This is a genomic window from Georhizobium profundi, assembly GCF_003952725.1.
GTDB lineage: Bacteria > Pseudomonadota > Alphaproteobacteria > Rhizobiales > Rhizobiaceae > Georhizobium > Georhizobium profundi.
This window is the reverse complement of the sequence record NZ_CP032509.1, coordinates 1378514-1400056: the sequence shown is the minus strand read 5'-3', so window position 1 is coordinate 1400056 and position 21543 is coordinate 1378514. Positions and strand designations below refer to the sequence as shown.

Below are 21543 nucleotides of genomic sequence, written 5' to 3'. Positions count from 1 at the left end.
CCCGGAAACGCTCGCTCCCGAGCCGGCCTGTTCCGATCGTTTCCCCCAATCGGAACCTGGCTGAGCCTGGCATGATCATCCCTTGCGCCCGCTTTCGTGACGAGCACACAAGGTCGAACGGTGTAGAAGGACTTCGGAGGGGACGAATATCGACCTTGGAGGAGAGACGATCACCGACTTTGGTCCGATGACAGCAAGCGCTTTTGCTGCTTCGCAACTTGAACCGCCGGTTGCGCGCCACTGCGATCCATCATTCGCTAAACTTTGTGCTATAAACTATGGGAAATGCAGCCGACTTCACTTGGGGACTTTGCAGGATGACTGCCTCGCCTCGGATCGCACCGGATGCCTGAGCGCGCCACGTCAAGGACCACCTCGGGGCCGCTCGGCTCGAATGGCGATCATGCGCGAACAGCCGTATCGCTATGGCGAACAGTGTGGCGGACGCTTTTCCCAGGTACCCTTGCCAGTCAGTTCATGCTCGGTGCGACGGCAGTGGTTTTCACGCTCATGCTCGTTCTGGGCTACTGGGCAAACAGCAGGCTGGAAAACGCGATCCTGAAATCCGCCGGCGAGTTCGGCGCGGTCTATATCGAGAGCTTTCTGGAACGCTATGTGCAGAACATGACCCCTGAGGGGACCCTCCCCCCTTACGTGCACCGGCAGATTGACGGCCGAATGAACAGCAATGTCGATCAGAGGCAGATCGTCTCCGTCAAAATCTGGAACCGCGACGGCATCGTCATCTACAGCGACGAGAAGGCAAATATCGGCCTGAAATCGACGAGCGATGATCTCGCCAATGCGTTCGCCGGTCGCGTGGTTACAAGCTACGAGGAAAGCCAGAACGACGATGCTGACAGGCTCATCGAAGTCGGCGTACCGCTCGTGGAAATCTACACACCGCTGCGCGATCGCGACACCGGCGAAATCGTCGCCGTCGGCGAATTCTACCAGCAGGCGACGTCGTTGCAGGCAGAGATCAGACGCCTGGAAACCTGGACGTGGTTGCTCGTTGCCGTGACAGCCATTCCGATGCTTGGACTGCTGCATGTGCTCGTCCGGCGCGGTAGCAAGAGGATCGAGGCGCAGGATCTGCAGCTGCGTATCCAGCTTCAGGAAGCCAACGAGCTGGCCGCCCAGAATGCACGGCTGCGCCGCAGCGCCGACAAGGCGCGCGTTGACTCCACCCGCACGAACGAAACGCTGCTCGGGCGCATCGGCTCAGATCTGCATGACGGCCCGGTGCAACTGCTGAGCCTGCTCATCCTGAAGCTTGGAGCACGATCCGGTGCATTCACCGACGGGCAGATGACGGCACAAGAGCGAGCTGAAAGCGACCGCGAGATCATCGCGTTGGCCGAGGAGATCATGACCGAGATCCGCACCGTCTCGGCCGGCCTCTCTCTCCCCGAGCTTGAACATCTTTCGCTGGCAGAAGTGGTGAACCTCGCCGTCAACCGACATGAGAACCTCACCGGCACCAGTGTCGTGACCGACATCGGAACACTTCCCTCCTCGGTATCTCACCCGGTGAAGATCTGCGCCTACCGCATCGTTCAGGAGGGCCTGTCGAACGCGGTCAAACATGCGGGCGGCGTCGGCCAGCATGTGGCAGCACATTCCAACGCCGAAGAAATCGAGCTGGTGGTGTCCGATCAAGGACCCGGCATGAGTGCTCACGCAGCCGAAGGTCTCAAAGTCGCCACCGCCTCGCACGGTCTAGGCTTGAAGGGGATGCGGAACCGCATCCGCGCCTTCGCGGGCCGTCTCGATGTGCAAAGCTCACGCGAAGGCGGCACCCGTATCACGGCGCATATCCCGCAACTTTAGGCAATGTGCCGAGCCCAAAGTTGGCCATTCTCGCAATCCGATTCGATCCAGTCACGCGCGCCTGACAGCATTGCAACTGCTCCGCGCACGAAAAAGAGCGCCGGCGTCATGACGCCGGCGCCCTCATCGAAACATCTTTTCGGCTGCCCGGATCGTTCTATACTCATAGTGCCGGGCAGCATCACCCTGAAAGACATCCCCACATGTCTTTCGAAGGCGTGTGCTTGGATCAGTTCAAATAAGTCTGATGCGCCGAAGCTGCGGCAGCTCCGGGGTCCACAACGTCGCCCAGCTTCTGCGCCGCGATGACCACCTCGAGGCGATTGCGCACGTTCAGCTTCTGCATCAGCACGGTCATGTAGTGCTTGACCGTTTTTTCGCTGATGTGGAGCTGCTCGGCGATCTCGCGATTGGTCCGGCCCCGCATGAGAAGCCGCACGATCTGTTCTTCGCGAATGCTGAGCTTGATGGCCTGGGCCGCAGCCTTGCGAAGCGACGCGTTGCGAAGAGCTGCAATCACCTTGCCGGCAAAGCCTTGGGTGATGAATGTTTCGCCCGTTCGGACCGCATGGACGGCATTCAGTAGATCGTCTGCCGTGCTGCCCTTGAGAACGTAGCCGCTTGCCCCGGCATCGAGCGCCCGAACCGCTTGATCGATACCCGTGGCTGCTGTGAAGGCGATGACCTTGGTGTTGGTCTGCCGTCCCGAGATCCTCGAAATCGCTTCGAAGATATCGCCGGGCATGCTCAGGTCGACGACCAATATATCTGGAGAGTGCGTTTCGGCAATCTTCAGCGCGTCTTCCGTGGTGTAGCCCTTGGCAACGATATTCAGTTCATTACTGCGTGAAAAGACGCTGACGATCCCCTCTAACAGGATAGGATGATCGTCGACGAACGCGATAGAAATCGCCGACATGTTGAACCCCCGCTGTCTCAACTATTCAGCATATTACGCGCGGCAGAATTCGCTGTAAACGGGTTTGTTAATTTGTGATTAACCGGCCTATTCTGGCCTTCAACAGTTTGCGGATTGTACACATCGTGCTGCCACCGGTGGTGGGTGCATAAGCATTAAGTAAGTCAGCATGATTGACATTTCAAAACGCTAAATTCCCTTTCCGGGACGAAGAACAACCCGTTGACGGGCAAGCTTAACTTCGCGCGACCGGCCTTCGCGGAGCGGGCGGAGACCCCTCGTTCGACCCAGCTTGGAACACCATCCCGGGTCGGGTCGGCATCGCCTGTCCATCAACGGGCCTCCACTCAGGATTGCGCGCGGGAATTGTTACAGTCGAGCGCTGCCTGGCGGAGAAATGTCAATTTTCCTTCTCGATGCGATAGGTTTCATGGCAATCGCCGCAGTTTTCGGCAACCGAGCCGAATGCGGTCTGAAAGCTCGCCAGGTCTGCCGGCGCGGCAGCGACAGCCGCTTCTGCATCCTCCCGAAATGCATCGATCTGCGCTTGGAAACCAGCCTGATCCTCCCAGATCTTCGGGCTCGCTTCCGTATCGCCGCCGGTTCGCGACGTTTCGGGAAACAGATCCGGCAGACGATTGGCGGTGTCGACGAAGTGTTCAAAGCCCTCCATGGCCGCCGCCTGGTCGAACGGCGCCTCGCCCTTGGCCATCGGCGCCAGGATCTTCATGGTGTCGCCATTGCGCTTCATCAGCGCCTGACGCTCTTCGATCTCATCGGCGCTAGCCGCTCCCGTGCAGATCAGAAGGCAGGCTAGCGCCAGGCTGAACTTCCTCAACACCGATCTCCCTCCGCCTCAATTGGTGCATCAAAGACAAAATCGCATAACTGACTGTAGACCGCGCTTCTAAGCTCGACAATTTGCAGCAATGCAGTCAGGTTGTGCGATTATGCATTCCGCCAATTGGGACGATCTTCGGTTCGTACTTGCCGTCGTGGATGGTGGCTCTGCCAAAGCTGCCGCCGCAGCGCTGGATGTCGACCATACCACGGTGCTTCGCCGGATGAGCGCGCTGGAAAAGCACTACGGCGTCAAGCTCTTCGATCGCGATCAGTCCGGCTACCGCCCGACGCCCACTTGCCATGCTATCGTCGAGATCGCCCGCTCGGTCAGCCATTCGGTGGCGGAGATCGAGCAGAAAATCCTCGGGCGGCACCGGCGCCTGGAGGGCCGCGTCAAACTGACGACCACGGACACGATCTATCTCTGCGGCCTCGAAGACATGATTGCGGAGTTCGGGACGCTGCACCCCGATATCGTCATCGAAACGCATGTCACCAATTCCAAGCTGGATATCGCTCGCTACGCGGCCGACATTGCCGTGCGTCCTTCACGCGCCCCGCCGCAATGGCTAACAGGCCGTAGGGTAACGGGCCTGTCCTTTGCGCTTTATGGCGCCACAACGGAGTTCGCGAAGATCGATGATCCGCTTACCGAGCAGTGCGCCTGGGTGGGGCTCGGCGAGGCGCTCGCCGGCTCGCCCGCTCATGGCTGGATCAGCGACAACGTGCAGCCCGAACGCATCGTCCTTCGCGCCGACAGCTTTGCGCTCGTTCCAGCGATGCTTTTGAGCGGCCGCAGGCTCGGCATCATGCCGTGCTGCATGGGGGATAGTCGGGACGGGCTGATGCGCATCGGCCCGGTGCGGCGCGAAATGGATACGTTCATCTGGGTGCTGACGGCGCAGGGCCATCAGTCGCCCCAGCGCGTTCGCACGCTTTGCGATTTCCTTGCTCGGGCACTGCGGCGACGAAAGGCTACCATGGAGGGCCGTCCCTAAACCCATGCTCGGGAAAGGCCTGCGCTCAGTGCAGAGCGTTGGCGATGAGGTAAAACACCGCCTTGATCAGCGCATAGACGACGCCCGCCGCGACGAAGAGCGAGATGGCCGACATGATCAGGCCTGCGATCGTCCAGACACCGTCCCGCTCGAGAACGCCGAAGGCGAAGATGCTGATGGCGATCGCCGGCAGCATGTTGCCAAGCGGGATCGGCAACACGAGCACAAGCGACAGGATCAGGCAGACGAAGCCGATCAGGTATTCCATCGGCGGCAGCGTGAGCGTGCTGAGGCGCGGACGCAGCAGCTTTTCCGCACGCGAAAGCCACGGCCCCAGACGCCCGACGAGCGTGGCGAAATCCTGCCGTGCCATGGAGCGATTGGCGATGAACTGCGGCAGCCAAGGCCGCCGCCCGAACATCATCTGCGCGGCCAGAAAGACCAACGGAGCGCCCAGAATGGCTGATGTTCCGGGCGGGGTCGGGATCGCGTTCGGAAGCGCGAACACGAGCATGAGCGCGCCGAAAGCACGATCGCCCATAGCCGCAATGATGTCGCCGACCGACACGCGTTGACGCGTCGGATCGCCAGCCAATCCTTCGAGTATCCGTGAAAACCGCGGCCGCTTCTTCTTGCGGCGTTTCAGGAAACGCCGACGCAAGCGTCGGTCGCCATCCATCGGGATTTCATCAACCGCGGGATCGTCCACCGGACCAGTCATGCTGCAAGAGCTCCGCACGACCTTCCCGGCCGCCTATGCTGCGCACTGTGATAGCCGCTTCGGTCTCCCCGGAAAAGCGGGGCTGAAGCGGTTAGAACTCCATGTCGCCGAAATCGCCGCCCATGTCGTCGCCGCCGAAATCGTCCGCAGGCACATCGTCGGCCGGCACCTCTTCGGCTGCGTCAGCCTCATCACCGGCAAAGGCGCCAGCGATCATGTTGCCGAGAAGCAGGCCACCAGCGACACCCATCGCTGTTTGCGCGGCACCGGCAAGAAAGCCACCGCCACCCGCGCCCCGTCCACCCAATGCAGCACTTTGCGGCGGCACGGCACCGGCTGCACTTCGGCGCGGAATGCTGGGTACCCGGCCGGAAGGCCGCTGCCCGCCGCCAAAGAGCCCGCCGAGAAACCCGCCACTCTCCGGCGCGCTCTGTTGTTGCTGCTCCAGCGCCTCGATACGCGCCTGAGCCGCTTGAAGGGCCTGCTCCTGCACCACGATGGTCTGCGCCATGTAGTAGGGAGCACCGGGATGAACCGAGATCTGGTCGCGGATGAAGGCCTCAGCCTCCCCGTCGCGCGCCATACCCTGCCGCTCGACCTCGGTCAGCCGGGCAAACAGATCCTCGATTGCCTTCTTGTCATTACCGTCCATGCCCAGGGCCTCCTCGATGCTTTCAGTGTTCGAACCACATAGGTGCTGATTTGCGTGACGAAAAGACGACGAGGGGGATATCGTTCCATCCGCAGTCGTTAGGCGATACCAGTCGGCTTGCCAGTTGGAACCGCCTCGCGGGCGCAAAAGCTCTTGAGGGAAGACAACGCCCGCGATCCTTCGGCGATGCTGGAAGGGTCGGCTCCGATCAGCGTCAACACCGCCTGCGCTTGGCCTTGCCAATCGAGGATGGGTGCGGCCATCGCCACAAGCCCCGGTATGAACCGCCCGTCCACCGTTGCATAGCCCCGTTGGCGAATGTCACTGGTCAGCGTGGCGATGGCGGCTCGATTTGGCAGATGCCCGTCGAAAATCCGCGGACTGGCCGTGGCCCGTGCCAGTTCGGCCTCCAGCAGCCGTTCGGTCACTTGAGCCGGCAGATAGGCGAGGCAAACACGGCCCGTCGCGGATGTCAGCAGAGGCAAGGTCGTGCCGAGCCCGAGCGACGTGACGATGAAGGACGCTGCCCGCTCCCAGCGCACGACGGTCGGGCCGGAATTCCCCCAGACGCAGAGAAGCGAGGTCAGCCCCGTCTGCGCCGTCAATTCGGGCATGCCTTCGGCGACCGAATTGACGAAATCATGCCGCCCGAGGGCCGCCAACCCCAGATCGATCGCACGAGGCCCAAGATCGTAGCTCCCCGACCGGCCGTTCTGCCGAACGAGGCCCGCATGGATGAAAGAGGCAAGATAGCGATGCACTTTGCTTGCCGGCATGTGACAGGCACGGGCAAGTTCCGAAAGCCCCACCGCGCCCTTCATCTCGCCCATGGCTAGCAGGACCCGCAGCGCCGCGTCGAGCGACTGGATGCCGCCCGTCGCCTCGGTCGCCAGGCCCTGCTCGTCGCTCTCAGCCACGGCCTCGCTCCAGCATTTGCCTGAAAGGCTCGATGGGCGCCGCGCGAAGCCGACCGCCCTCCTCCGCCATGAAAAGCCCGCGCACCTCATGGCCGGTGAAGGCCAGGCGCGTACCGACATGCCCTTCATAGGTGATCTTCACGGTGCGGCTCGTCCACTCGACGATCGTCAGCGACAGCGTCAGCGTTTCGCCGAAAGTCACCGGCGAACGAAATGTCGCGCCCACGTCGATGAGGCCTGTTCCCACGGTGCCGAGGTCGTGCTTCAGCCGCTTTTGCCCGCAGCCGCGACTTTCCAGAAACGAATGGAAGGCCGCGTCGAACCACCGGAAGAAGTTGGGATAAAAAACGATCTCCGCCGGGTCGCAATGACCAAAGCTGACCGTCACGTCGGTCTTGAAAGTCTCAGCGGTCATTTCCGCTCCGTAAAATTATTTGCATATGATGCAATCCTTGGTTAGCCTCACTGTCAATATCTAAGGCTCGTATCGCAGGAGAGGAGGCGGAGCGAGTTGCAGCTTTCCACAATCGACATCATCGGTGCCGGCCCGGCCGGTCTTTATGCGGGTATCCTGCTGAAACGAAAGATGCCGGGCGCGCGCATTGTCGTTCGCGAGCAGAACGCGTCGGATGCAACCTTTGGCTTCGGCGTGGTCTTTTCCGATCAGGCGCTCGATTTTCTGAAGGCGGACGACCCGGAGACCCACGACCTGATCACGCCGCATATGGAGCGCTGGCGCAACATGACGCTGGTGCTGAAGGGCGAGCGCGTCGTTATCGACGGCATCGGATTCGCCGCGATCGGCAGGCTCCATCTCCTACAATTGCTGCAGGAGCGCGCGCGCGCCGAAGGCGTGGAACTGCTTTTCGGACAGCCCGTCTCCGATCTCGATGCCCTGGAAGCCGATCTTGTCGTCGGCGCCGACGGCTTGAATTCTCTCGTCCGCCGAGCCGACGAGGATGCGTTCGGCACGACGCTCGACCATTTTGACAATCGCTTTGCCTGGTTCGGTACCGACCGGCCATTCGACACCCTGACCCAGACATTCATCGAAACCGAGCGCGGCACGTTCAACGCGCACCACTATCGCTACACGCCCGACCGCTCGACCTTCATCGTCGAATGCGATGCGGCAACTTTCGCGGCCTATGATTTCGACAGGCTGAACGAGGAAGCCTCTGCGCGGATCTGCGAGGAAATCTTTGCCACCACGCTTGGCGGAGCGCGCCTCATCACCAACCGTTCGGTCTGGCGGCGCTTCCCCAAGCTCTGGTGCGAGCGCTGGGTCAGCGGCAACCGCGCCATATTGGGCGATTCGGCGCACACGGCGCATTTCTCCATCGGCTCCGGCACCCGGCTTGCCATGGAAGATGCCATCGCGCTCGCCCGCGCGCTCGACGCCCACGAGAAGCTCGAAGACGCGCTTGCAGCCTACCAGCAGGAGCGGTTGCCCATTGCCAAGAAGATCGTCACCGCGGCAAACACGTCGGCCGAATGGTACGACCGGTTCGCCGAGAAAATCGCCTTGGACCCGCTGGATTTCGGCTTCGACTACATCACCAGATCCGGCCGCATCGACATGGCGAGGCTGCGCCTGCTCGCGCCGAATTTCATGGCCAAATACGAAGCTTCGAAACTGAGGAGCACGGCATGAGTGCGACAGCCATCCGCGCAGCCACGATCTCTCCCATCACCGATCCCGTTGGGGACACATCCGGCGGCCGGGAAATCGGCTTCATCAAGGAAGATCATCCGAACGCATCGGCGATCCTCTTCGACAACCTCGATCGCAATCCCGACGCCATCGCCGCAACCGGTCCAGCGGGTACGCTGACCTATACCCAGCTTTGCGCTTCGGCTTCGCGATGGGGCAATGCCTTCGTCGCGGCAGGGCTTAAGCGCGGCGACCGGATACCGTTCTTCCTCGACGATACACCCGTGTTCGTGGCCGCCTTCTTCGGTGCCGTGCGGGCCGGTTTCGTTCCGGTGCTGCTCAACACGCTGACGACGCCCGACCTCCTCAATTTCTTTCTCTCTGATACCGACGCCCGGATCGCGCTGTGCGAAGCGGATCTCGTCGACAAGTTCTCCGACGAGGCACTGGCCGGCATCGCGCTGGATTACATCGTGATCGCCAATGGCGAAGGTGCGACGCCCGACGAGCGCTTCGTCCATGCGAGCGAGTTCGTGAGTGGCCAGAGCGACACCCTTGCCGTAGCCGACACCGGCCCGGACGATATGTGCTTCTGGATGTATTCGTCCGGCTCGACCGGGCGCCCGAAGGGCATCGTCCATCTCCAGCACGACATGGCGTACACGGTGCAGAGCTACGCCCGGCATTTCCTGGACGTCACGCCCGGCGACATCTGCTTTTCCGTACCGAAGCTCTTCTTCGCCTATGGCTTCGGCAATGGCATCACATTTCCGTTCGCAGCCGGCGCGACCAGCCTTCTCATGCCGGGCCGGCCCGAGCCGGACAGGATCCTGGCTACGATCGAGGACTACCGCCCCACGATCTTCTTCGGCCTGCCGACGCTCTACACCGCGCTTTGCCGCGCCGATGACGTTGATCACCGCGACCTCGGTTCGATCCGCCTGTCCGTCTCTGCCGCCGAGACATTGTCGGAAGACATTTTCAACGCCTGGAAAGGCCTCACCGGGCTCGATGTCATGGAAGGCCTCGGCTCGACCGAAGTGCTGCACATCTACCTGTCAAATCTTCCCGAGAAGAAGCGCATCGGGTCGGCCGGAAAGCGCGTTCCCGGCTACGAAATCCTGCTGAAGGACAAGGACGATCGCGAAGTCGCACCTGGCGAAGAAGGGGTCATGTGGGTCCGCGGCCATTCGACGGCCCCCTGCTACTGGAACCGGCCAGACAAGACCGCCGAGACCATGCGCGGCGACTGGCTCTACACCGGCGACCGCTTCATCGAAAAGGACGGCTTCTACTTCTTCCAGGGTCGGGCCGACGATCTGATCAAGGTGTCCGGCCAATGGGTATGGCCGCTCGAAGTGGAGCGGTGCCTCGCCGAACACCCTCATATCCACGAATGCGCCGTGCTCGCACATCAGATGGACGATCGGCGCATGACCCTGAAGGCATTCGTCCGGTTGCGCGATGGGTTCACACCCGACGCCGCAACGACGAAGCTTCTACAGGACCATGTGAAGCAGCGCCTGCTGCCCTATAAATATCCACGCATCGTCACCTACCTGCCGGAACTGCCGAAGACCGGAACCGGCAAGCTCGACCGCCAGGCGCTCGCCCGCCTCTAGAGGAGAACAGCAATGCACCCCAAGCCGCAGGATACCCCGAGCGCCGCGCCTTCTACGAGAAAATCGACAAGCAGAACATGACGCCGCTCTGGACGGTTCTCGGCGCGCTGGTCACGCCCGAACCGGTCTCCAAATGCCAGGCCGTGGGCTGGAAGTTTTCCGAAATCCGCACGGCCATGATGGAAGCCGGCGGTCTGATCACCGCCAAGGAGGCCGAGCGCCGGGTACTTATCTTGGAGAATCCCGGCTTGCGCGGTGAGTCCAAGGTCACGACCTCGCTTTATGCCGGCGTGCAGCTGGTGCTTCCAGGCGAAGTGGCGCCGGCGCATCGCCACACGCAATCGGCTCTGCGCTTCGTTCTCGAAGGCTCCGGTGCCCATACCGCGGTCAACGGAGAAAAGACCGTGATGCAGTACGGCGATTTCGTCATCACGCCGCAGATGGCCTGGCACGACCACGGCAACGAGACCGAGGAGCCGATGTTCTGGCTGGACGGCCTCGATATTCCGCTGGTGTCATTCCTCGACGCATCCTTTGCCGAAGGTCTTGGCGAGGATGCGCAGCAGATCACGCGACAGACGGGTCAGTCCTACAACGAATTCGGCAACAATCTCATGCCGGTCGACGCGCCGCGCGGTGGCCACGTCTCGCCGATCTTCAACTACCCGTACGAAAAGAGCCGCGCGACGCTCGAGGCCATGAAGAATGGTGGCGATCCGGACCCCTGCCACGGCTACAAGCTCCGCTACACGAACCCGCTCGATGGCGGCTTCGCGATGCCAACGATCGCGACCTTCATCCAGCTTCTCGCTGCAGGTGCCACGACCCCCTATCGCTCCACCGATGCCACGATCTTCGTCTGCGTCGAAGGCCGCGGCAAAAGCCGGATCGGCGATGCCGTCATCGAATGGGGACCGCAGGACATTTTCGTCGCCCCATCCTGGAAGACGATCGTCCATGAACCGGCGGAGGAAACGGTTCTGTTCTCCTATTCCGATCGAGCGGTGCAGGAAAAGCTCGGCCTCTGGCGCGAAGCCCGCGGCAACGCCTGACGCGCGCAACTCGAACCTGATAAGAAGACGAAGGCGACAAGGCTTCGCATTTGCGATCAGGGAGAGACGGGATGATCGATCTCTATTACGCCCCGACGCCCAATGGGTGGAAAGTGGCAATCATGCTGGAGGAATGCGGCCTGCCCTACCAGGCCCGCTTTCTCGACATTTTCCACGGCGCCCAGCTGACGCCTGGATTTCTGGCGATCAGTCCCAACGCCAAGATGCCTGCGATCGTCGACCGTGGCGGAAACGGTGGAGCCATCCCGGTCTTCGAATCCGGCGCCATCCTCTGGTACCTCGCCGAAAAGACCGGGCGCTTCATGTCGCATGATCCGATCGCCCGGAAAGAGACGATGGAATGGCTCTTCTGGCAAACCGGCAATCAGGGCCCGATGGCCGGCCAGCTGGCGCATTTCCGCATGTTCGGGCCGACCGGCGGACAGGATTACGCCCTGAAGCGCTATCGCGGCGAATATGAACGCTCTCTCGCAGTCCTCGAACGACGCCTGCGGCAGGACGAATTCATCGTCGGCAGCTATTCGATCGCCGACATGCTGGCTTTTCCCTGGGCGTTCATCGCCAAGAACCTCGATGTCTCGCTCGAGCCATTCCCCGAAGTGAAGCGCTGGCGCGAAACGATCAAGGCCCGTCCGGCCGTTCAACGCGCCATCGCGCTTATGAAGGACCGCCAGAACAAGGGCGAGCACAATTCGGGCAACAACACCACGCTCTATAACCAAAGCGCGCGCCACTTGCTGGATATCAGTTAGGACGCCAGACGTCGGCGTGATATGATGTATCTCACTGTAAGACAGGAGCAGTCGATGCCCGAAGACAAGGTTCAGATTTCTCTTCGCCTACCCAGCAATATCGTTGAGCGTTTTGATGCGTTGTCTGGCCATCTGGATCGAGACCGAAGCTGGCTGATGGTCCGCGCATTGAAACGCTACCTCGAAGAAGAAGGCGCGGATATCCTAGATGAAGCGGAAGGGATGGTCGAACTGGATCAAGGCCTAGGTTCCGATCTCGACGAAGTAATGCGTAGGGCTCGAGAGATAGTGACAGAGACGGCGACCGGGAACATTCGTCGCACGGGATGATGCGGGTACGCCTATCTCCCCGCGCCGAGCGATTTCTATTGAAAGCGCTGGCGAAAATTGCCGAGGATAGTCCGAACACCGCTCTCAAGATTATCGAGCGTCTCGAACGAAAAAAATCGTTGCTTGGCTCGTTTCCCAAAATGACGGAACGCGGCCTGCTCCCGGAAACCCGAAAAATCCATGCCAGCCCCTTCATCCTGACGGCGCGAGTCCGACGGGACACTGTAGAAATTCTTGCGATCAGATTTGCACGGCAGGGAGACGCACTGGCACCCGATGACGTGCAGACCGACGATCTTGATCGGCAATAGGGATTAGCCCGAAACTTCTGGTCTTCGTTGGCCCCTCACCCACGCTTCACATCAGCAAACCGCCCGCCCGTTTCCGCCAGTTCGCGAATGAGCGGGCTCGGCTTCCACATGATCGGGCCCTGCTTTTCGAACTCTTCGATGCGGGCGAGGATGGCGGCTGCGCCCAGCGTGTCGGCGTAGTGGAGAGGGCCGCCGCGCCAGCGCGGGAAGCCGTAGCCGTGGATCATTACGAGGTCGATGTCGGCCGCTTTTTCCGCGATGCCTTGATGCAGGATGTCGGCGGCTTCGTTGATCATGGCGAGCATCAGCCGTTCACGGATTTCCGCGGTCGAAACGTCGCGGCGCGTAACCTTGGCGAAATGGGCCTCTTCCGTAATCAAATCCTCGAGCAGCGGATCGACAACGGAGCCGCCGCCGCCGGGATAGCGGTACCAGCCGACGCCGACCTTCTTCCCGAGCCGGCCTTCTTCCACCATGCGATCGGCGATCGGAATATAGCGCCGATTGGGGTCACGCGTTGGTGCACGACGCTTGCGCTGGGCGTAGGAAATGTCGAGGCCCGAAAGATCCTGCACCTCATAGGGACCCATCGCCATGCCGAAGTCCACCATGGCCTCGTCGATGAGCCATGGCAGGGAACCGTCCATCATGAGGATGTCCGCTTCCTCTCGATAGCGGAACAGAATGCGGTTGCCGATGAAGCCATCGCAGACGCCGGCAAGCACCGGGATCTTGCGCAGCTTGGCACCAACGGCAAAGCCCGTTGCCAGCGCCTCCTGTGACGTCCGGTCGGCGCGAACGATCTCCAGCAACTTCATGATATGAGCCGGCGAGAAGAAATGCAGGCCGAGAACACGTTCCGGCCGCGATGTCGACGCGGCGATCTCGTTGACATCGAGATAGGACGTGTTGGTCGCAAGCACCGCGTGGGCCGGCATGACGCGGTCCAGCGTGGAGAAGATCTCCCGCTTCACCTCGATGCTCTCGAAAGCAGCCTCGATCACCAGTTCCGCCTCGGGCAGACCGTCGTAACCAACGAGCAACTGGATGCGCTCCTGCCGCTTGGCGGCGTCTGCCTCGCTCATCAGGCCGCGCTTCACCGCGTCCTTGAACAACCGGCCGACATTGTGGCTGGCGCGCTCCTTGGCATCCGCGTCGGTTTCAACCAACGCAACGCCATGTCCCGCACTGTCGAGCGCATAAGCGATGCTGGCGCCCATCGTCCCGCCGCCGATGACGACGACCGTCTTCACGTCCACCGGCTGCGCCTCCACCCACGCCGGCTTCTTTGCCCCGCGCTCGGCGAAAAACACATGCCGCAGCGCCTTGGCCTGCGCACCCTGCCGCAGCGTCAGGAAGGTCTGCCGCTCTTCCAGCATGGCTTGCGCGAACGGCATCGAGCTCGAAAGCGCGACAAGTTCGATCGCGCGCTGCGGCGCGTCCTGTCCGCGCATGCGCTTGGCTGCCCGTTCTTTAGCCGCATCAACAGCCGCCTGATCGTCAGCCACCTGCGGTCGCTGCGACAAAGGCAAGATCGCCGACAGGTCCTCGCTCTCGGCAATCTGCCGTGCCCGAACGAGCGGATCCTCCGCGATTTCGTCGATCAGCCCCACGTCGAGCGCTTCGTTGGCCTTCAACGTCCGACCATTCGCGATGATGTCGAGTGCGGGTGCGAGACTCACCAGGCGCGGCAGCCGCTGTGTGCCACCGGCACCCGGCACCACGCCGAGCGTCACTTCCGGCAGGCCGATCGTGCTCTTCGGGCCGGCGATCCGCTTGCGGCAGGCAAGGGCCAGTTCGCAGCCACCGCCGAGCGCCGCGCCCGTCAGCGCGGCGATCCAGGGCTGGGGCGCATTCTCGATGGCGTCCAGAATATCGGGAAGATGCGGCGCCACCGGGTCCGCGTCGAACTCGCGTGCATCGGCGCCGGCGGCGAAGATCGTGTCCGATCCGGTCAGCACCACTGCCCTGAGATCGGCAGCATCGGCCAGTTCCTCCAGCGCCCGCATCAGCCCCTGGCGCACCGAAAGCCCGATCGCATTCACCGGCGGGTTGTCGAGCCGGACGATAGCGATGGATCCTTCGCGCGCGACTGTGACGGCCATGATGTTCCTCCGAGCCTTGTTGCGAGATGCGGTATAGTGCATCGTGACGATATTCAAACTGCCAACTGCGTGGATTCCCGACGAATGTCAAAAGAGAATGACGATCAGGCCGATCGCCTGATCGAAGAGACCATCAAAGCCGGCGTGATGACCATCACCCTGAACCGGCCGGAGCGCATGAATGCGCTGACCGAAGCGATGCTCCTACAGTTCCGCGCAGCGCTCGAACGTGCCGCCGCCGATCGGGCCATCCGCGCGGTGCTCATTCGGGCCGCCGGCCGTGCCTTCTGCACGGGCCAGGACCTCTCGGCACGCGACCCGCGGAAATTCACCGAGCCGTTCGATCTCGAAGCGATCCAGAAACAGCTCTTCCATCCGATCGTCACGCTGATCCGCACGATCGAGAAGCCCGTCGTGATCGCCGTTCATGGCGCGGCTGCAGGTGCCGGCGCATCGATCGCCATCGCCGGCGACATCGTGCTGGCTGCCGATGATGCCAAGTTCATCTGGTCGTTCGCGAAGGTCGGTCTCTCGGTCGACGCGGGGGCCGGACACACGCTCGTCCATGCGCTCGGCGCAGCAAGAGCACGCGCACTTCTGCTGACGGCAGGCAGCCTGTCAGGCAGCGAAGCCGCCGCCGCCGGCCTGATCTGGAAAAGCATGCCGGAAGACGAACTCCAAGCCGAGGCGAGCGCCCTTGCCCGCCGCCTCGTCGAAGGCCCGACGCTCGGCTACGGGCTGATCAAGAAAGCCGTCGCTGCAGCCGATACAATGTCGTTCGATGAGTACCTGGCTGACGAGGCGCGTCTTCAGGGCGTCGCTGGCCGCTCGGAAGATTACCGCGAGGGCGTGCTGTCGTTCCTGGAGAAGCGTCCGGCAACGTTCAAGGGCCGCTGATCGTCAGGCGCGGAGGAAGCCGCGCTTTTCGATGAGGTCGAGCACGGCATCCAGCGTTTCTGGGAGACCGCGCCCGCTCGTGTCGATTTGCGCTTCGGCACGGGCGTAGAGCGCTTCCCGGCTCATCAGGATGTTGCGCAGTTCGTCCATCGCCGCCGGGTTGCCGGCCATGGGGCGCTCATCGCCCTGTGCGCGCACCCGGCCCATATGCTCCTCCGGCCGCGCCTTCAGCCAGATCGTGTGATAGTGGCGCAGAAGATAGTTGAACGTCTCGGGCTCCGAGACGATGCCGCCCGCAACCGCCAGCACAATCGAGTCATAGGTCGCAGCAATCCGCTCGACCGATTGCTTCTCCAGCCGCCGATAGCCTTCCTGGCCATAAAGCGCGATCACTTCGTTGACCGGCATGCCGCTCGCCTGCTCGATCTCTTCGTTGAGTTCGAGAAACGGAAGCTTGAGCCGGTCTGCGGCGAGACGCCCGATAGTGGACTTGCCCGCACCGCGCAGGCCGATGAAGGCCAGTCGCCGCGAGCGCCGCAGATGCGGATTGTCGGGGTCGAGGATTTCGAGAACGCGCATGCGCTGCTCACCGGTCGCCTGGCGATAGAGCGACATCATGGCAACGGCATCGGACGTATAGGGATCTTCCTCGCCCACCAGCCATTCGATCTTATGATCGAGCGCTTCCGCCACACGTCGCAGAAGCAGGATAGAGATGTTGCCCGTGCCGCTCTCCAGCTGGGCGAGATACCGTTGCGAGACGCCTGAAATTTCAGACAACGTTTTGCGCGAAATGCTGCGGCGGTTGCGCGCCGCGCGCACCCGATCGCCCACCATTTCGAGAAAACGCTCGGTATCGTCCGCCTGGCGGTCTTGACCAAGCGTCACTCTGCCGCCAAATGTGACGATCTCATCCATAGCCGAACCATAATGCAGCGGGCCAGAAGGGCCAACGCTTTATGCATTATATTTCATCTTACTGATTGAACAGCCCTACTTTTTGCCGGTCCACAGCAACGCAATCGATCAAAGCCGCTCGCTCAAAAGGCTCTCCAGCCGGGTGCGAATTTCCGCCGAAGGATATCCCGGCCTGAAATCATCCGCGGATACGGCAACGCACACGAAATTGCCTTCAAAGCGGACAGTGCCATCTTGCCGGCCTACCACCCTGAACGTCAGCGACGTTGTCCCGAGCTTGCTAAGCATCACGGTGCAAAACAACGGATGCCGCGGCGTGATCGGCGAGCGGAAGTCCATGTCGAGATGCACGAAGGGGGTCCCCATCCGGTGATCGACATTGAGCGCAAACCAGTCGATGCCCACGCGCTCGGCCCACCATGCATCGATGGCCGATAGAGCAAATTTCGGGATCTGGCCGGTATAGGCGATGCGCGCGGGATCGCAGTCTGCCCATTGAACCGTGATGGCGTGAACGAAGAGGTCCGAAGGCTCGCCAGCTTCAGCCATCAATAGGTCTCGACATGGTAACGGCCGCTCTCGCGCATCTGATCGCGCAGGCTCACCCAGTCGGTCCCGATATCCTTGGCAATCTGTTCGAACGCGGCCTCGACGCCGTGCTCCATGGCTTTCAGCCCGCACACATAGATATGCGTGTGCGGTGCTGAGAGCAGCCCGGCCAAATCCGCGCGCTGCTTCAGCATACGGTCCTGCACATATTCCTTCTCCACCGCCTCGGCCCGCGAGAAGACGAGGTGCTTTTCGAGGATGGTGTCAGGCACCTTCTTGAGCGGCCCGAAGTAAGGCAGCGCATCGGACGTGCGGGCGCCGAAGAAGAGCCGCATGCGCTCTCCCCCATCGGCCGTCAGCCGCTGCCGGCGCATGGTGAATGCGCGAAAAGGTGCCGAGCCGGTGCCCGTGCAGATCATGACGATCTGCGCCTGGGGATCGTTCGGCATCAGGAACGTCGCGCCGAACGGCCCGGTCAGCCGAACCTCGTCGCCCTTCTGCAGATCGCAGACATAGTTGGAGCAGACCCCCTGCTCCTCGCGCTTGACGGTCAGCGAAATGTTGTTGGTGTTCGGACGCTCGCCATCGCGTGGGCTGGAGATCGAGTAAAGCCGCGGCAGATAGGCATTGCCGCTGGCATCCGTGCCGGGTGGTTGAATGCCGACGCTCTGGCCTTCAAGAACCGGGAAGTGCTGATTGCCGAGATCGATGATGATGTGGCGCACGTCGCTGTCGGCGCTTTCGCTCGTCAGCCGGTAATTGCCCTGCACGATACCGACAGCAGGCTTCTTGAGATTGTAGAGATTGATCGAGGGCTTCGATGCGGTCGCGGGCGCGCGCGCCTTGCCGCCAGCACCCGCATGGGCTTCGGCGAGCAACCGCTCGACGGAATCCTCGAGCGCCTCGACGTCACCACCCTCAGCAGGCCCCGTCCCATCAGGCTTGGCAATCTCCTCCTGCTCGGGAAGCTCCATCCAGCTCATCTGCTCTTCGAGCGAATAGGGCTGCATGACGACCCGCCAGGCATCGATCGACCCGGTCGGGCAAGGCGAAATGCACGCCATACAGAAATCGCACTTCGCAGCATCGACGACGACATTGTCTTCGTTGTGCGTGATCGCATCGATCGGACAGGCTTCCTCGCAGGTATAGCAGCGGATGCAGATTTCCGGGTCGATCAGGTGCTGTTTCAGCGGAGCGTTCATGGGGCGGGTGCCTCCCGTGGTCACCAATGCGATCAGTGGCGAGATTGGCGCTCGCCACTGAAATTCGCGAGCCTGCCGTCAAGCCATGTGGAGCTTAACGTATTCGAAATCGCCCGGCTTGTTGTCGATGCCGACGCGTGGCGGCGCGATCCAGCCGGCGAATTTGCCTGGCTCCCAGACGGGCTTCATGAGCGACTGGATGAAATCGCCGTCTGCCGTGGTCGGCAGCCAGTCGTCCTTCTTCGCATCCCACTCTTCCTTGGAGATGATGGTGCCGTCCGGATCGACATTGACGTCGGCGAAGACGCCGATGTGACGGTAGAAGCCCTGGTGCGGCATCTTCATCTCTAACTGGATGCCGGTCTTTTCGATCGTCGCATTCCAGCGCTTCACGCCACCGGATGCATCGCGGACGTAGTCATCGCGAAGGCGCATGTTGATGGCCGAAAGTGCTGCGACTTCCTCCCACACGATCTTGCCGTCCTTAAGCTGGATGACGGGATAGGTGTCGTTGTGAAGCTTGTGGTCGTCGTCGATCTTGGCTTCCTGGTAGCGCCCTTTGATGCCCGCGTTGAACGCATTCGCCGCATTGGTCGACACTTCCGAACCGAAGAGATCGAGCGACAGCGAATAGTGCAGGTTGAGCTTCTTCTGGATCGTCGGCAGATCAATCACGCCGAGCGCGCGAACCTTCTCGATATCGTAGGGATCCTCGATACCGGCTTCCTTCATCGCCTCGCAGGTACGCTGGATGACACGGCCGACGCCCGTCTCGCCGACGAACATGTGGTGCGCTTCTTCCGTCAGCATGAAACGGCAGGTGCGCGACAGCGGGTCGAAGCCCGATTGGGCCAGCGACTCCAGCTGCATCTTGCCGTCACGGTCGGTGAAATAGGTGAACATGAAGAAGGACAGCCAATCCGGCGTCGCCTCGTTGAAGGCGCCCAGCATGCGCGGTGCTTCTTCCGACCCGGAGGTCCGGCGCAGCAGGTCGTCCGCCTCTTCGCGGCCATCGGCACCGAAATATTTCTGCAGCAGATAGACCATAGCCCAGAGGTGACGGCCCTCTTCGACATTCACCTGGAAGAGATTGCGCATGTCGTAGAGCGACGGCGCGGTCTTGCCGAGATGGCGTTGCTGCTCGACCGACGCCGGCTCCGTATCGCCTTGGATGACGATCAGCCGCTTCAGCATGTTGCGGTATTCGCCGGGCACTTCCTGCCAGGCCGGCTGGCCTGCATGTTCGCCGCACGGGATCGTCCGACCCTCCACCTGCGGAGCCAAGAGAATGCCCCAGCGATATTCGGGCATCTTCACGTAGTCGAACTTCGCCCAGCCCTTGGGATCGACCGAAACCGCGGTGCGCAGATAGACGAGACTTTCCTGGAAGCCGTCCGGCCCGAGGTCGTTCCACCAGCTGATATAGCCGGGGTGCCACTTTTCCAGCGCCTTCAGCACGCGCTTGTCGGAGGACAGACCCACATTGTTCGGGATCTGGGTATCGTAGGCGACATTGATGAGATCAAGCATTCGTCTTCTCCTCGATGATGTCCGACGCCGTCACACGCGGCGCATGTCGTAATCGCCGCGGATCCCCGTCCCGTAGCGTTGCAGTGCCCCATTTTCGCCAACGGCGTTCGGCCGCTGGAAAATCCAGTTCTGCCAGGCGGTCAACCGACCGAAGATGCGTGTCTCCATGGTCTCAGGTCCGGGGAAGCGCAGATTGGCTTCCATGCCCGTCATGGCATCCGGCGAGAACGACGCACGCTCTTCGAGGAAGATGCGCACTTCGTCTTCCCAGTCGATGTCGTCGAAGCAGTAGGTCACGAGGCCAAGCTCGTTGGCATCGAACGCTTCGAGCGGTTCACTGATCCGCGCCTTGGCCTCATCGACTTTCGAAGGCTCGCCGAGGAACCGCGTTTGAAGACGCGTCAGATCGTTGGCCATGGGGAACGGTCCGAAATTCGCATCGGACAGCGTGATCGACGCGACGTGGCGATTGTCGCCCTCGAAATCGCCTTCGGCCATGTAGGAACGGTCGACGGCGAAGAGCAGTTCGGCCAGCACGCCGGCAAAGCATGAGCCCGGCTCCACGAGCGCCACGAGCGAGCGCGAGGTGACGTCGACACGCTTCAGCACGCGCTTCCAATAGAGAAGAATTTCGTTGGCCAGCCAGTGATCGGCGTTGTCCGTCAGCACCTTTTCATGCGCCAACACAGCGGCAGGATCGCCCTGGCTGCGGATGACCCAGGTGCCGAGTTCCAGCTCGTTCAGCCGCAGATGGAGGATCGCATCGTCGAGCTCGCGCGCTGCCCGCAGGATCCAGGCATCGGCACCCTGCGCGAGCAGGTCTGCGGCATCCTTCGGTGCTTGGCCATCAGGACCATTGATGGTGATGGTGACGATGCCCTTCGTGCGATCGAGGTCCACCTCCACGGTGGAATAGGTCACGCCGCCATCGTCGTTGAAGGTGCGGTTGAGCGGCGTCAGCTTGACGCCCTTCTCGGCCGCAGCGCGCCTAGACTTGCCGGCGAATTCGCTGGCGCGCTCCGAAATCGTTTCTTCGAACTTGGACTTCGCGACGATCTCGTCGACAAGGTTCCAGTCGACGGCGCGCTTGCCCTTCACGCCCTCCTCGATCGAGCAGAACACATCGGCCAGATCGCGGCGCACCTTGCGCTTGTCGGTCACGCGCGTGAGGCCGCCCGTGCCCGGAAGCACGGCCAGCAAAGGCACTTCCGGCAGCGCGACGTTGGACGCACCGTCATCGACGAGCATGATGTGGTCGCAGGCAAGCGCCAGTTCATAGCCGCCACCCGCACAGGCGCCCTTCACGGCGCAGATGTAGTGCTGGCCCGACTCACGGCCGGCAGCCTCGAACGTGTTGCGCGTTTCGTTGGTGAACTTGCAGAAATTGACCTTGTGGGCATGGGTGGCGCTGCCGAGCATGCGGATGTTCGCACCGGCGCAGAACACGCGATCCTTGCCAGACTGAAGCACGATCGCCTTCACCTCGGGGTGCTCGAAGCGCATACGCTGCACGATGTCCGCAAGCTCGATGTCGACACCAAGATCGTAGGAATTGAGCTTGAGATCGTAGCCTTCGAAGAGGCCGCCCTTCTCGTCGACGTCCATGTAGAGCTTCGCGACGTCGCCCTCATACTCCACACGCCAATGGCGGTAGCTCTCCGGGTCGACCTGAAAATCGATGCGCTTGGACACGACTGTCCTCCCTTGTCGTTCG

21 protein-coding genes are annotated in these 21543 nt (G+C 61.8%); 9 read left to right on the top strand and 12 right to left on the bottom strand.

Annotated features, from left to right (window positions below; genetic code table 11):
- Window positions 1–495 precede the first annotated feature (495 nt).
- The gene (locus D5400_RS06515; RefSeq protein ID WP_164527811.1) at window positions 496–1833 is read left to right on the top strand and encodes a sensor histidine kinase; all 1338 of its coding nucleotides are present in this window, start codon (window positions 496–498) and stop codon (window positions 1831–1833) included.
- Between the two features lie 229 nt (window positions 1834–2062).
- Here the strand turns inward: D5400_RS06515 and D5400_RS06510 are convergent, their stop codons facing one another.
- On the bottom strand, window positions 2063–2752 hold the full coding sequence (locus tag D5400_RS06510; RefSeq protein ID WP_126008793.1) for a response regulator: 690 nt from the start codon (window positions 2750–2752) through the stop codon (window positions 2063–2065).
- A gap of 400 nt (window positions 2753–3152) precedes the next feature.
- Window positions 3153–3590, bottom strand: a complete 438-nt coding sequence (locus D5400_RS06505) for a c-type cytochrome (RefSeq protein WP_126008792.1) — start codon at window positions 3588–3590, stop codon at window positions 3153–3155.
- Window positions 3591–3702: 112 nt separating this feature from the next.
- On the opposite strand from D5400_RS06505, the gene D5400_RS06500 reads away from it, so the two are divergent.
- Complete coding sequence (locus tag D5400_RS06500) at window positions 3703–4593, top strand: LysR family transcriptional regulator (protein ID WP_164527810.1); 891 nt, start codon at window positions 3703–3705, stop codon at window positions 4591–4593.
- A 25-nt stretch (window positions 4594–4618) separates the two neighbouring features.
- On the opposite strand, the gene D5400_RS06495 is transcribed toward D5400_RS06500, so the two are convergent.
- From D5400_RS06495 to D5400_RS06480, 4 genes are all read right to left on the bottom strand, one after another.
- Window positions 4619–5314, bottom strand: coding sequence for an exopolysaccharide biosynthesis protein (locus D5400_RS06495; protein WP_245451456.1), 696 nt, complete (start codon window positions 5312–5314; stop codon window positions 4619–4621).
- Window positions 5315–5405: 91 nt separating this feature from the next.
- On the bottom strand, window positions 5406–5966 hold the full coding sequence (locus tag D5400_RS06490) for a DUF2076 domain-containing protein (RefSeq protein WP_126008788.1): 561 nt from the start codon (window positions 5964–5966) through the stop codon (window positions 5406–5408).
- Window positions 5967–6064: 98 nt separating this feature from the next.
- Window positions 6065–6883 carry an IclR family transcriptional regulator gene (locus D5400_RS06485; protein ID WP_245451455.1) on the bottom strand — a complete coding sequence of 273 codons (819 nt, stop codon included), beginning with the start codon at window positions 6881–6883 and terminating at the stop codon, window positions 6065–6067.
- The gene (locus tag D5400_RS06480) at window positions 6876–7298 is read right to left on the bottom strand and encodes an acyl-CoA thioesterase (RefSeq protein WP_126008784.1); all 423 of its coding nucleotides are present in this window, start codon (window positions 7296–7298) and stop codon (window positions 6876–6878) included. Before D5400_RS06480 ends, D5400_RS06485 begins: the two co-directional genes overlap by 8 nt.
- 96 nt (window positions 7299–7394) lie before the next feature.
- Here D5400_RS06480 and D5400_RS06475 point away from each other — a divergent pair, with 96 nt between their 5' ends.
- The 6 genes from D5400_RS06475 to D5400_RS06450 all read left to right on the top strand — a co-directional run bounded on the left by D5400_RS06475 (window position 7395) and on the right by D5400_RS06450 (window position 12625).
- The gene (locus D5400_RS06475) at window positions 7395–8537 is read left to right on the top strand and encodes an FAD-dependent monooxygenase (RefSeq protein ID WP_245451454.1); all 1143 of its coding nucleotides are present in this window, start codon (window positions 7395–7397) and stop codon (window positions 8535–8537) included.
- On the top strand, window positions 8534–10159 hold the full coding sequence (locus tag D5400_RS06470) for a benzoate-CoA ligase family protein (RefSeq protein ID WP_126008782.1): 1626 nt from the start codon (window positions 8534–8536) through the stop codon (window positions 10157–10159). The genes D5400_RS06475 and D5400_RS06470 overlap by 4 nt, the downstream gene beginning before the upstream one ends.
- A 77-nt stretch (window positions 10160–10236) precedes the next feature.
- Window positions 10237–11211, top strand: a complete 975-nt coding sequence (gtdA, locus tag D5400_RS06465; RefSeq protein ID WP_126008780.1) for a gentisate 1,2-dioxygenase — start codon at window positions 10237–10239, stop codon at window positions 11209–11211.
- Window positions 11212–11282: 71 nt separating this feature from the next.
- Complete coding sequence (locus tag D5400_RS06460; protein WP_126008778.1) at window positions 11283–11984, top strand: glutathione S-transferase family protein; 702 nt, start codon at window positions 11283–11285, stop codon at window positions 11982–11984.
- 54 nt (window positions 11985–12038) lie between these two features.
- A complete protein-coding gene (locus D5400_RS06455) occupies window positions 12039–12314 on the top strand; it encodes a CopG family ribbon-helix-helix protein (RefSeq protein ID WP_126008776.1) in 276 nt (91 codons plus the stop codon).
- 38 nt (window positions 12315–12352) lie between these two features.
- On the top strand, window positions 12353–12625 hold the full coding sequence (locus D5400_RS06450; RefSeq protein ID WP_245451453.1) for a type II toxin-antitoxin system RelE/ParE family toxin: 273 nt from the start codon (window positions 12353–12355) through the stop codon (window positions 12623–12625).
- Window positions 12626–12660: 35 nt separating this feature from the next.
- Here the strand turns inward: D5400_RS06450 and D5400_RS06445 are convergent, their stop codons facing one another.
- On the bottom strand, window positions 12661–14730 hold the full coding sequence (locus D5400_RS06445; RefSeq protein ID WP_126008772.1) for an FAD-dependent oxidoreductase: 2070 nt from the start codon (window positions 14728–14730) through the stop codon (window positions 12661–12663).
- Between the two features lie 84 nt (window positions 14731–14814).
- Between D5400_RS06445 and D5400_RS06440 the strand changes: the two genes are divergently transcribed.
- The gene (locus D5400_RS06440; protein ID WP_126008770.1) at window positions 14815–15627 is read left to right on the top strand and encodes an enoyl-CoA hydratase-related protein; all 813 of its coding nucleotides are present in this window, start codon (window positions 14815–14817) and stop codon (window positions 15625–15627) included.
- A 3-nt stretch (window positions 15628–15630) separates the two neighbouring features.
- On the opposite strand, the gene D5400_RS06435 is transcribed toward D5400_RS06440, so the two are convergent.
- The 5 genes from D5400_RS06435 to boxC form a co-directional block, all read right to left on the bottom strand.
- Window positions 15631–16464, bottom strand: coding sequence for a helix-turn-helix transcriptional regulator (locus tag D5400_RS06435; protein WP_425364913.1), 834 nt, complete (start codon window positions 16462–16464; stop codon window positions 15631–15633).
- 189 nt (window positions 16465–16653) lie between these two features.
- A complete protein-coding gene (locus D5400_RS06430) occupies window positions 16654–17094 on the bottom strand; it encodes an acyl-CoA thioesterase (protein ID WP_126008766.1) in 441 nt (146 codons plus the stop codon).
- Window positions 17094–18299 carry a benzoyl-CoA 2,3-epoxidase subunit BoxA gene (gene boxA, locus D5400_RS06425; protein ID WP_126008764.1) on the bottom strand — a complete coding sequence of 402 codons (1206 nt, stop codon included), beginning with the start codon at window positions 18297–18299 and terminating at the stop codon, window positions 17094–17096. The genes D5400_RS06430 and boxA overlap by 1 nt, the downstream gene beginning before the upstream one ends.
- Before the next feature lie 78 nt (window positions 18300–18377).
- A complete protein-coding gene (boxB, locus tag D5400_RS06420; protein WP_126008762.1) occupies window positions 18378–19829 on the bottom strand; it encodes a benzoyl-CoA 2,3-epoxidase subunit BoxB in 1452 nt (483 codons plus the stop codon).
- A 30-nt stretch (window positions 19830–19859) separates the two neighbouring features.
- Window positions 19860–21521, bottom strand: a complete 1662-nt coding sequence (boxC, locus tag D5400_RS06415) for a 2,3-epoxybenzoyl-CoA dihydrolase (RefSeq protein ID WP_126008760.1) — start codon at window positions 21519–21521, stop codon at window positions 19860–19862.
- Between the last annotated feature and the right edge of the window lie 22 nt (window positions 21522–21543).

Excerpts from the sequence above, each read along its gene's own strand:
- D5400_RS06510 (WP_126008793.1), bottom strand. The coding sequence starts at position 2,752 with ATGTCGGCGATTTCTATCGCGTTCGTCGACGATCATCCTATCCTGTTA.
- D5400_RS06500 (WP_164527810.1), top strand. The coding sequence starts at position 3,703 with ATGCATTCCGCCAATTGGGACGATCTTCGGTTCGTACTTGCCGTCGTG.
- D5400_RS06495 (WP_245451456.1), bottom strand. The coding sequence starts at position 5,314 with ATGACTGGTCCGGTGGACGATCCCGCGGTTGATGAAATCCCGATGGAT.
- D5400_RS06490 (WP_126008788.1), bottom strand. The coding sequence starts at position 5,966 with ATGGACGGTAATGACAAGAAGGCAATCGAGGATCTGTTTGCCCGGCTG.
- D5400_RS06480 (WP_126008784.1), bottom strand. The coding sequence starts at position 7,298 with ATGACCGCTGAGACTTTCAAGACCGACGTGACGGTCAGCTTTGGTCAT.
- D5400_RS06470 (WP_126008782.1), top strand. The coding sequence starts at position 8,534 with ATGAGTGCGACAGCCATCCGCGCAGCCACGATCTCTCCCATCACCGAT.
- gtdA (WP_126008780.1), top strand. The coding sequence starts at position 10,237 with ATGACGCCGCTCTGGACGGTTCTCGGCGCGCTGGTCACGCCCGAACCG.
- D5400_RS06460 (WP_126008778.1), top strand. The coding sequence starts at position 11,283 with ATGATCGATCTCTATTACGCCCCGACGCCCAATGGGTGGAAAGTGGCA.
- D5400_RS06455 (WP_126008776.1), top strand. The coding sequence starts at position 12,039 with ATGCCCGAAGACAAGGTTCAGATTTCTCTTCGCCTACCCAGCAATATC.
- D5400_RS06445 (WP_126008772.1), bottom strand. The coding sequence starts at position 14,730 with ATGGCCGTCACAGTCGCGCGCGAAGGATCCATCGCTATCGTCCGGCTC.
- D5400_RS06440 (WP_126008770.1), top strand. The coding sequence starts at position 14,815 with ATGTCAAAAGAGAATGACGATCAGGCCGATCGCCTGATCGAAGAGACC.
- D5400_RS06435 (WP_425364913.1), bottom strand. The coding sequence starts at position 16,464 with ATGGTGGGCGATCGGGTGCGCGCGGCGCGCAACCGCCGCAGCATTTCG.
- D5400_RS06430 (WP_126008766.1), bottom strand. The coding sequence starts at position 17,094 with ATGGCTGAAGCTGGCGAGCCTTCGGACCTCTTCGTTCACGCCATCACG.
- boxA (WP_126008764.1), bottom strand. The coding sequence starts at position 18,299 with ATGAACGCTCCGCTGAAACAGCACCTGATCGACCCGGAAATCTGCATC.
- boxB (WP_126008762.1), bottom strand. The coding sequence starts at position 19,829 with ATGCTTGATCTCATCAATGTCGCCTACGATACCCAGATCCCGAACAAT.